The 9,580-nt window shown below is 33.3% G+C and carries 11 protein-coding genes; 9 read left to right on the top strand and 2 right to left on the bottom strand.

The window, feature by feature from the left end; all coding sequences use genetic code 11:
* Nucleotides 1–270: 270 nt before the first annotated feature.
* From tnpC to FNW17_RS16010, 3 genes are read left to right on the top strand one after another with little or no spacing between them, the layout of a single operon-like run.
* Nucleotides 271–2,442 carry an IS66 family transposase gene (gene tnpC / locus FNW17_RS16020; protein ID WP_317129786.1) on the top strand — a complete coding sequence of 724 codons (2,172 nt, stop codon included), beginning with the start codon at nt 271–273 and terminating at the stop codon, nt 2,440–2,442.
* Between the two features lie 46 nt (nt 2,443–2,488).
* On the top strand, nt 2,489–3,091 hold the full coding sequence (locus tag FNW17_RS16015; protein WP_144072187.1) for a DUF6088 family protein: 603 nt from the start codon (nt 2,489–2,491) through the stop codon (nt 3,089–3,091).
* On the top strand, nt 3,088–4,092 hold the full coding sequence (locus FNW17_RS16010; protein ID WP_144072186.1) for a nucleotidyl transferase AbiEii/AbiGii toxin family protein: 1,005 nt from the start codon (nt 3,088–3,090) through the stop codon (nt 4,090–4,092). Before FNW17_RS16015 ends, FNW17_RS16010 begins: the two co-directional genes overlap by 4 nt.
* A 260-nt stretch (nt 4,093–4,352) precedes the next feature.
* Here the strand turns inward: FNW17_RS16010 and FNW17_RS16710 are convergent, their stop codons facing one another.
* Both FNW17_RS16710 and FNW17_RS16705 read right to left on the bottom strand, forming a co-directional pair.
* Nucleotides 4,353–4,583, bottom strand: a complete 231-nt coding sequence (locus FNW17_RS16710) for a hypothetical protein (protein ID WP_262710869.1) — start codon at nt 4,581–4,583, stop codon at nt 4,353–4,355.
* 82 nt (nt 4,584–4,665) lie between these two features.
* Nucleotides 4,666–5,109, bottom strand: a complete 444-nt coding sequence (locus FNW17_RS16705) for a transposase (RefSeq protein ID WP_262710868.1) — start codon at nt 5,107–5,109, stop codon at nt 4,666–4,668.
* A gap of 330 nt (nt 5,110–5,439) precedes the next feature.
* On the opposite strand from FNW17_RS16705, the gene FNW17_RS16000 reads away from it, so the two are divergent.
* From FNW17_RS16000 to FNW17_RS16845, 6 genes are all read left to right on the top strand, one after another.
* Nucleotides 5,440–5,685, top strand: a complete 246-nt coding sequence (locus FNW17_RS16000; RefSeq protein ID WP_144072185.1) for a type II toxin-antitoxin system ParD family antitoxin — start codon at nt 5,440–5,442, stop codon at nt 5,683–5,685.
* Nucleotides 5,685–5,984, top strand: a complete 300-nt coding sequence (locus tag FNW17_RS15995; RefSeq protein ID WP_126563170.1) for a type II toxin-antitoxin system RelE/ParE family toxin — start codon at nt 5,685–5,687, stop codon at nt 5,982–5,984. Before FNW17_RS16000 ends, FNW17_RS15995 begins: the two co-directional genes overlap by 1 nt.
* 324 nt (nt 5,985–6,308) lie before the next feature.
* Complete coding sequence (locus FNW17_RS15990; RefSeq protein WP_143390780.1) at nt 6,309–6,770, top strand: GyrI-like domain-containing protein; 462 nt, start codon at nt 6,309–6,311, stop codon at nt 6,768–6,770.
* Between the two features lie 334 nt (nt 6,771–7,104).
* The gene (locus FNW17_RS15985; RefSeq protein ID WP_218043878.1) at nt 7,105–8,049 is read left to right on the top strand and encodes an alpha/beta hydrolase family protein; all 945 of its coding nucleotides are present in this window, start codon (nt 7,105–7,107) and stop codon (nt 8,047–8,049) included.
* A gap of 695 nt (nt 8,050–8,744) precedes the next feature.
* Nucleotides 8,745–9,143: a hypothetical protein gene (locus tag FNW17_RS16615; RefSeq protein ID WP_235893297.1), complete on the top strand. Its 399-nt coding sequence runs from the start codon at nt 8,745–8,747 to the stop codon at nt 9,141–9,143.
* Nucleotides 9,144–9,286: 143 nt separating this feature from the next.
* Complete coding sequence (locus FNW17_RS16845) at nt 9,287–9,553, top strand: hypothetical protein (protein WP_449404059.1); 267 nt, start codon at nt 9,287–9,289, stop codon at nt 9,551–9,553.
* The last annotated feature ends 27 nt before the right edge of the window (nt 9,554–9,580 follow it).

Genomic DNA, 9,580 nt, shown 5'->3' with positions numbered 1-9,580 from the left:
GCTCATCAAACAAATGTACTAATCTTTTTTACTTATGACCCCGAGGCAGAGCCTCGAGGAATTCTTTTGATTAAAATAATGTTCTTTAAAAACCAGTTTTGCCTACGGTAAAACTGGTTTTTTAATTTATGTACAGAAACATCGTCTTTAATTGGATTGGAAATTAGCGAAATGAAGCAAACAAAGATGTGAGTTTAGGAATACTTGGACTAAACGAGGATTTTGTGCAGATGAATGAGATAATGGGTAAAAAAAAAGCATTCTTTATAAATAACTTCTTTCACTCTTCTCAATATTCCCATTCACCGTGACTTATTTTATAAAAACACGCATTGTCAAGTTTGTGAGTTTAGTAAAGACTGTCTTGAAAAACTTCGAGAGAGAGATGACTTGAGCCTTCTAGGTAATTTGAAAGAAAAAGAGATAGAGCAGAAAAACAATAGAGGTGTTTTTTCTGTAAAACAATTATCATACTCATTCAGACCTAAAAAGAATCCATATCGTAAGAGAAAGTTTTTACCCGAACTAAAGGCATTAGCAATTCGTGAACAAAAAACTTTCATTCAAGAAATTCCTAATTTGACTCAACCAAGAGTTGAAATATTTATGGATATTGAAGGTGTTCCCGATAGGAATTTTTATTATTTGATAGGAGTGGTTGTAAAAGAAGGTAAAGAAATATGCGAGTATTCGTTTTGGGCTGACACCATAGAAAAGCAACAAGATATATTTATTCAAATGCTCGATTTATTTAGCGGTCTGAATGATTTTGTTGTTTACCACTATGGGGCGTATGAAATTCAAGCATTGAAACAAATTGCTAAAAATATTTCGAAATCATATCAGGATAAACTCAATTTTATCATCTCACATTCAGTTAACATTTTAAGCTTTATATCAAATGATGTTTACACCCCAACCTATACAAATGGTTTAAAAGACATTGCTTTTCACTTAGGATTTGTTTGGTCTGATGAAAAAGCGTCAGGTTTACAAAGCATATTTTGGCGTTACAAGTGGGAACTGACGAACGATTCAGAATTTAAGAGCAAGCTTTTGAAATATAATATTGAAGATTGTAATGCTTTATTAAGGATTAAAAATTGGCTTCAATCCTTATCAGGTAGTAGTGATAAGGAAGTATTGACAAATTCATTAAAACAACAAAATATTTTTAAATGGGGTGTAACGGTTTTTGCTATTGACCATTTTAATGAAATAAATGCAAAAGCATATTTTGACTATCAAAGAGAACATATTTTTTTGAGAACAGAAAAGAAAGTTTACAGAGCAATTACAAAGAAAAAAGAAGCATCGAAAAGATATAATAAAGTTGACAAAAAAGTAAACTTATTTCCGGAAAACTGTGAAAAATGTAAAAGTGTCAATATTAAAAAATTTCGCTCAAGCAAAAAAACACAAATAGATTTAATCTTTATGAAACAAGGCATTAAAAAGCAGGTAGCTGAATATGAAGGTGGAGCTTATAGATGTCTAGAGTGCAAGAGTAACTTTATGGTTGAAAATATGCAAACATTACCTCAATATGGATACAACCTTATGCTATGGTCTGTTAATCAGAAAATACAATACAAATTAAGTTCTGAAAGTATAATTAATTTACTGAAAGATTCCTTTAAAATTAGTGTTTCCACCACTCAAATGACACGTTTCAAAGAAATTATTGCAAAAAAGTATATAGCAACTTACAAAGAGATTATTAAAAATATGGAGAATTCCAACCTTATTCATATTGATGAGACGATTGCAAGAATAAAAGGTATTGACGGGTATGTTTGGGTATTTGCTAACTATGACAGCGTCTATTATGAATTTCGAGAAACAAGAGAACCTGAATTTTTGAAAGAGCTACTCAAAGATTTTAATGGTGTTCTGGTTTCCGATTTTTATACAGGTTATGATTCTCTAGAATGTGACCAACAGAAGTGTCTTGTACATCTAATTCGTGACTTAAACGAAGATTTTTTGAAAAATCAATTGGATGAAGAATTTAAAAATATTGTGACGGAATTTGGAAATTTGCTTCGAAACATCATTGAGACAATTGATAAATACGGTTTGAAACAAATCCATTTAAACAAGCATATAAAAGATGTAGAAAAATTTTACTCAAAAGTAGTTTTTAAAGAGTTTGAATCTGAATTAGCTTTTTCATATAAAAAAAGACTTCTAAAATACCGAGAGAAACTATTTTTGTTTTTAAAATTTGATGGGATTCCTTGGAACAATAATAATGCAGAACACGCTATTAAACCTTTTGCTAAATGGAGAAAGAAAATCAGTAAAAGTCTTACTCCACAAAACATTGAGAATCATTTAATTTTACTATCCATCCTCGAAACGTGTAAATATCAAGGAATAAACTTCTACGATTTCTTAATTTCAGGTGCAAGTAGTATTTATAATTTTTCAGAAAAATGAGTTGTTGTCCCAAATATTCATTAAATTTGGGACGAAATGAATTATAATGGAACGACCAATAGTAGAAAATAAAATTGCCGAAGTGCTGAAATCACACCCAAAAGGAAGTGTTCTTTTTGTAGATGATTTTTTGGATTATGGTAATCCCGAAAGTGTCAAGAAAGCCTTGTTACGATTGAAAGAAAAAGAAGTACTTGTTCGCTTGGCTCACGGCATTTACTTATATCCCAGAATTGACAAGGAACTTGGAGTTCTGTTTCCGTCAACCGAAGATATAGCTAAAGCAATTGCAAGGCGAGACAAGGCAAGAATTGTCCCAACAGGAGTTCAGGCATTAAATAAACTAGGCTTATCAACCCAAGTTCCTATGAAAGTTGTTTATCTGACCGATGGAGCAGCAAGAAGCATTAAAGTTGGAAAAAGAATAATTACTTTTAAAAATACAAGTCCAAAAAATTTATTAGCACAAGGCGAAATAAGCAGTTTGGTAATTCAGGCACTAAAAACTATTGGTCAATCAAAAGTAGATGATGAAACAATCACAAAAATTCAAAACCTTCTCAAAAAAGAGAAAAGAGAAAATATAATGAATGATGCCAAACTTGCATCAGCTTGGATAAATAAAATCTTAATACAAACGATTAGATGAATAACAATTGGCTAACATTATCAAAGGAAAGAAGAATTGAAATTCTTAATCAGGCAACAGAACTAACGGGTTTACCTTCGGTAGCTATTGAAAAAGATTGGTGGGTAACATTGGCATTGAACGCTTCATTCTCTTTGCCTTACAGTAAAAATATTGTTTTCAAAGGTGGAACTTCACTAAGCAAAGGTTGGAATTTGATAGAACGATTTTCGGAAGATATTGACTTGGCTATTGATAGAAAGTTTTTTGGTTTTGAGGGAGAGATTAGTAAAACTCAAATCAAAAATTTAAGGAAGGAATCTTGTGAATTTATATCAACTACATTTCTTGACGATTTAACAAAAATATTGACCGAGTGGAAGGCAATTAGCGAATGTAAACTAATTGCTCAACCAGTAAAAGATTCAGACAAAGACCCACAGGTAATTGAAATTCATTACAATTCAGTAATTGACACATCGGAATATTTACCCCAAAGGGTTTTGATAGAAGTAAGTTCACGTTCATTAATGGAGCCAATCGAGGAAAGAGAAATCAGCTCAATTTTAAGCGATAACTTTCCTAAACAAAGTTTTGCAACAGTTCCTTTTCCAATACCGACAGTGCTTCCACAAAGAACGTTTTTAGAAAAAGTATTTTTGCTTCACGAAGAATTTTCACAAGACGTTGAAAAAATCCGTATTGACAGACTTTCAAGGCATTTATATGACTTGGAAAAATTGATGGATACCGAACACGGAATTGAGGTGTTGAAAAACATAGAACTCTACAATAGTATTGTTGCACACAGAGAAAAATTTAATCCATTGAGAGGTCTTGACTACAATAATCATATTCCAAGTAAAATCAGTATAATACCGCCAGACAAGGTAATAAAAGACTATGAAAGGGATTATGAAGCAATGACCAGTTTTATGATTTATGGAGATCCGTTAAAATTTGACCAACTAATGAAAAGAATCTTGGAATTACAATCAAGAATAAATGGCATTACTAAGTAATCACGAATACAAAAAAAATGAATGATAAAGTGAGTAATTAGTCAGCCCTCAGCGACACGGTGGACAGGAGGCCAGCAGGTAACAGCCGTTTTGAGCTAGCGTGTGATTTAGTGGAATTACCGTTTCGCATCAACTTTTCTGCAAAGCCGAAAGTTGAAAGGTTACGAACCACACACCATCTCAAAGCGGCGGGACGTCAGGCTGTGAATAAACGCCATTTTCAACACTATTTCACTTCACAAGATTACTATAAATGAATTTTAAGCCCAGCAATATTTTGAAGTGTTTTGGTTTGTTCTAAAAATAATTTTAGCTAAAAAGAGCCTTATGTAAGTGGTTTTTACAAAAAACAAGACTTTTGCCTTGTAAGCTGAGTTCCAAGTTTTGAGTTTGGCTATTAAATCGGGAACACTAAGGATATTGATGCTCCGTTTGATGTTATAAACCAACATAATAAGGCTATGTTCCCCGTTTACTTTTTCCAGTCCTATTAAATCGGTGTAATTATATCCCCATTTTCGCTTGATTGTCCCAAAGATATGTTCGTTGATTTACTCAATTTTTTATTGTTTTTTATTTGTTTTCGTGATTTCCGCTTCGCTTCAATTCTTGCCTCTTTCGGTAGCGTTGTGGGTTTTCTTTGTAGCGCTGGCGGTTCTCCTCTACTGCTTGAGCATATTGGCTTCGGTCAATTTCCCTTCCACCTTTACGACTGGTGCATTGGTCTTTTACTGGACAAGTTCTGCAAGCTGGTGTGCGATATTTTTGGAACTGGTAACCACTTTCTTCGGTGCGTCCTGTTTTTTTGTGCCAACTCCCTGTAGTGGTGAGTGTTTGACCTTGCGGACAAGTGTACGTATTATTCTCTTTGTTATACGTAAATTTCGACACAAAATACTCGGGTTGGGTGCCGTTTTCGTTGCTCTTACCTTGATCAGGATGCACCACAATGGTGGTGATGTTGTTTTTACAGCTGTCTATTTCTCGTCCGTTATGGTAGCCTTTGTCTACCTCCAAGATACCAAGCTGGCGGATCCCACTGGTGCTAGTCTGTGATGAGTACCTACCTAAATTAATACTCTTGGCTGATGGTGTATTCTAGACTACTAACCTGAAGTTGATTGGGAGATATTCCTTGTCCCGAAGCTTCGGGAGTGTTGCATCACTAAATGTACAAAATCTTTGTTTTTATTATAAGTATTTTAGTATATTTGTTGTAATGATTTTGCACGTTTTTTCACAGTATGACGTTGTGCGTCACTTTCGAGCGACAGAAAACCGTAAAATAACCAAAAATTTCATTGTAAAATACCATATATTGGTATATTTGTAAAAAAACATGAAATTATGGCACGAAATACATCAATTTTAATTGGAGAATATTACGAAAGTTTTATAAACGGACAAATTGCAACTGGTAAATATAATTCGGTAAGTGAAGTTATAAGAACTGCTTTGCGACATTTTGAACAGGAAGAAATTCAAACTAAATCTTTAATTGCAGAATTAGAACTTGGAGAAAAAAGCGGAAAAATCAGAAATTTTAACCGAGCAGAAAATCTGAAATGGTTGAATGAAAATTTCCAAAAGTAATGGCGGAATATATTATAAGTGAAAAAGCGTTAGAAGATTTGAATAATATTTGGATTTATACGGCTGAAAATTGGTCAGTTGAACAAGCGAACCGATATTATAATTTGATAATGGACGAAATAGAATTTGTTTCGGAAAATTTTGAAACAACCAAAGATTTCGGGATTATTCGAAACGATTATCGATATTCAAAGGTGAAATCACATTTAATATTTTGTAAACGAGTTGAAAATCCTGAAATGGAAGTTATAAGAATCTTACACGAAAAAATGGACGTTAAAAATAGAATTAACGATTAAAAAAAAAGCGAATGCATAACAGTTAGAGCTCCGTTGCGTGCGAATAACGAACAATGACCCCAACTGGTGCTCGTCTGTGACGAGTACCTACCTAAATTAATACTCCTGGCTGATGGTGTCTTCTAGACAGCTAACCTGGAGTTAATTACAAGATATTCCTTGTCCCGAAGCTTCGGGAGTGTTGTATCACTAAAAGCACAAAATATTTATTTTTCTTACAAGTATTTTAGTATATTTGTTGCAAGGATTGTGCACCTTTTTTCACAGTCTGACGTTATACGGTCATTGTAAAACAACACGAATAATCAAAATAAAATACTATTTATGATAGAAAAAAAAGACGCTTTTAAGTTAGTTGGAATAAAGCTCTACCGTAAAACAACGAACCAAAACAAGCAATCAAGTAAAGATTGTGGCGAATTATGGCAAAAATTTGAAACAGATAAAATTTTCGATGTTATTCCGGAAAAATTATCTAATGAAGTATATGCTGTCTACTTTGACTATGAAAAAGACGAAACAACCCCTTTTTCATATTTTATCGGGTGTAAAGTAAAAAAGAATTCAGAAACGCCTAAAGAACTTGAAGAACTTACGGTACCAACCCAAGAATACAGCAAGTTTACTGCAAAAGGTGTTATGACGGGCTGTGTAACGGATGCTTGGAAAGAAATATGGAATTCTGACACAGAACGAAAGTTTGGATTTGATTTTGAAGTATATGATGAAAGAAGTCAAGATTGGAGTAATGCAGAAGTAGATATTTATATTTCGACAATTGACTAAACAGAAAATCGAATCTACTCGGAAAAAACAACGAACGCATAACAGTTAGAGTTTCGTTGCGTGCGCAGCACGAACAATAAAACCTCACTGGTGCTCGTCTGTGACGAGTACCTACCTAAATTAATACTCCTGGCTGATGGTGTCTTCTAGACTGCTAACCTGAAGTTGATTGCAAGATATTCCTTGGATGTGTTGCATCATTAAAAGCACAAAATATTTATTTTTCTTACAAGTATTTTAGTATATTTGTTGCAATGATTTTGCATGTTTTTTCACAGTATGACGTTGTAGGCAATGCCACCGAAAATGCTAAAAAAAATTATAAAAACATATTATGATTAAGAAAAAACATATTTCGATTGACTTAGAAACGGTTAAAGTATTCAATAATTTTTCAATTCTTTTTGAAATTTTTCTTTTTATGTTAATTATAATGTCACCTTTAAATCAAATAGATGCTCAAACGTCAGACTCAATAAAAATAGAGAATGTGACATTTAAGAGTGAAGGAGTAATTCTCGACGGAACAGTCTATAAACCTAAAAATTTCAAAGTAGCAGTAGTAATTGTTCACGGTTCAGGTCAGGAAACTCGAATGAACGAATTTGCAAAACTTTTGGCAAAAAACGGTATTTGTGTTTTAACATACGACAAACGTGGAGTTGGAAAATCAGGTGGAGTATATAATGGACCTGAAATAGGTACAAATAATATTGATTCAACTAATCTCAATCTATTGGCGAAAGATGCAAGCAATGCAGTAAACTTACTTCACCAACAGAATAAAAATATTCCTGTAGGTCTTGTTGGTTTTAGTCAAGCAGGATGGATAATACCAATTACTTCAAGCACAAATCCATTTGTAGAATTTATGGTTTTATTTAGTTGTCCTACGATTACAACTTTAGAACAACTAAGATTTCAATTCTATACTAATGGAAATAACGATTTTTGGGAAAATAATACAGAGGAAAACGCTCGTGAGCATATAAAGAATGATCCTGATCGGTATCAATTTATTGGAACTAATCCAAAAGTTTCTTTAAGTGCTGTTTCAATTCCAGGACTTTGGCTTTTTGGAGAGAAGGATATACAGATTCCGGTAAAGTTTTGTATCGAGCAACTAAATACGTTTAAAGTTCAAGGCAAACCTTTCGAATATACATTATTTTCAACATTAGGACATAACACATCTTCAGCCAATATAACCGAACCAGCTGATATTGCGATTCAATGGATAAAGCAAAAAGCAATTAAAATAGAGAAGTTGAAACATTAAAGTAAAACAGGCAATGCCTACAACAGTTAGAGTTTCGTTGCATGCGCAGCACGAACAATGAAACTCCTGTTGAACGGAACCGGAGTACCTGCCGTCAACACTATGGAGTTATCGTAAATTTTTGAGAGAGAATATCAAGAGGATTTAGTGTCCTCTTTTTCTTAGAGTAATATCACCTTGGTTTTTCTCGTGTTTTCCTTCACTATTGGACATAAAACACCTTACCCATAATTTAGCTTTTATAGGAACTAGAACTTTGGCTACCGCCAAGACACCAAGCTGGCAGATCCCACTGGTACCCGTCTGTGACGAGTACCTACCAAAATTAATACTCAAGTCGTAGCGTTTGCAACGCGGTTTATCACCACAATAGCGCTATATTTTAAATAAAAAACATCTGAAAAACACAAAGTTATTGATAGTACTACACCTATTTTTATAACTATAACAATAGTAGATTGGTTAGATTTATTGGTACGACCAATTTATTGTAATATCTTAGACAAATCCTTAAATTATTGTATTAAAGAAAAAGGATTGAGTGTTTACGCTTATGTCTATATGAGCAGTCATATTCATTTAATTGTAACTGCATTTGATGGGGAGCTACAAAATGTTATTCGCGATTTCAAAAAGTTTACCTCAAAAAACTAATAGAAGCTATCAACGAGCATCCTGTAAGCAGACGAGAATGGTTGTTACGGAAATTTAGTTATGAAGATCAGAAATCAGGTAGAGCTAAAAATTATAAATTATGGCAAGATGGTTTTCATCCCGTTATATTAGATACTTTCGAAAAAATGGAGCAACGTGTAAATTACATACATTATAATCCGGTAGAGGCAGAAATTGTTTTTCACGAAAGGGATTATGTCAATAGTAGTTATAGGAATTATGAAGAAGATAATTCCGTTTGTTTTAATGTAAATGTTGAACCCCTGGGGTACTATGTTTTGAAGAACCGCGTTGTAAACGCTTTATTTAGTTTACAAAAGAAAGTAGGTACTCGTCGCAGACGAGCTCCAGATGGGGTTTCTTGGATGTGTTACATCACTAAATGTACAAATTCTTTATTTATCTTACAAGTATTTTAGTATATTTGTTGCAAGGATTGTGCACGTTTTTTCACAGTCTGACGTTATGGGCAACCCACTAAAACGTTATATGGAAAATTGTTAGTTATACCCTAGATGCTGTGATACTAGAGTGCTGATAGGACAAAAAAATAGATAGTAAGATGAATGAAATTTTTGAAATCGTAGAAAATCTTTTCAGTTCTGGTGGCTTTATGCCGCGATGGATTTGTGGGCAATGGTCAGAGACTCTCGGTTGGCTTTACATTATGGCAAATATCGCCATTGGAGTAGCCTACCTGTCTATCCCGATCCTCTTATATAAATTTCTCAAAAAAAGGAAAGAAAAAATATATAATAGGGTGTTCATATGCTTTATTCTATATGACTATCCGTTACTTGTACCATTATTTAAAAACACCTATCTTTGAACAAGAAAATCAAATCAAAGGAAAATG

It is taken from the genome of Flavobacterium franklandianum (assembly GCF_007097365.1).
Taxonomy (GTDB): Bacteria; Bacteroidota; Bacteroidia; order Flavobacteriales; family Flavobacteriaceae; genus Flavobacterium; species Flavobacterium franklandianum.
This window is presented reverse-complemented; position numbering and strand designations above follow the sequence as displayed.

Coding starts and splice junctions, on each gene's coding strand:
- FNW17_RS16010 (WP_144072186.1), top strand. CDS start 3,088: ATGAATAACAATTGGCTAACATTATCAAAGGAAAGAAGAATTGAAATT.
- FNW17_RS15990 (WP_143390780.1), top strand. CDS start 6,309: ATGATAGAAAAAAAAGACGCTTTTAAGTTAGTTGGAATAAAGCTCTAC.
- FNW17_RS16000 (WP_144072185.1), top strand. CDS start 5,440: ATGGCACGAAATACATCAATTTTAATTGGAGAATATTACGAAAGTTTT.
- FNW17_RS15995 (WP_126563170.1), top strand. CDS start 5,685: ATGGCGGAATATATTATAAGTGAAAAAGCGTTAGAAGATTTGAATAAT.
- FNW17_RS16015 (WP_144072187.1), top strand. CDS start 2,489: ATGGAACGACCAATAGTAGAAAATAAAATTGCCGAAGTGCTGAAATCA.
- FNW17_RS16845 (WP_449404059.1), top strand. CDS start 9,287: ATGAATGAAATTTTTGAAATCGTAGAAAATCTTTTCAGTTCTGGTGGC.
- FNW17_RS15985 (WP_218043878.1), top strand. CDS start 7,105: ATGATTAAGAAAAAACATATTTCGATTGACTTAGAAACGGTTAAAGTA.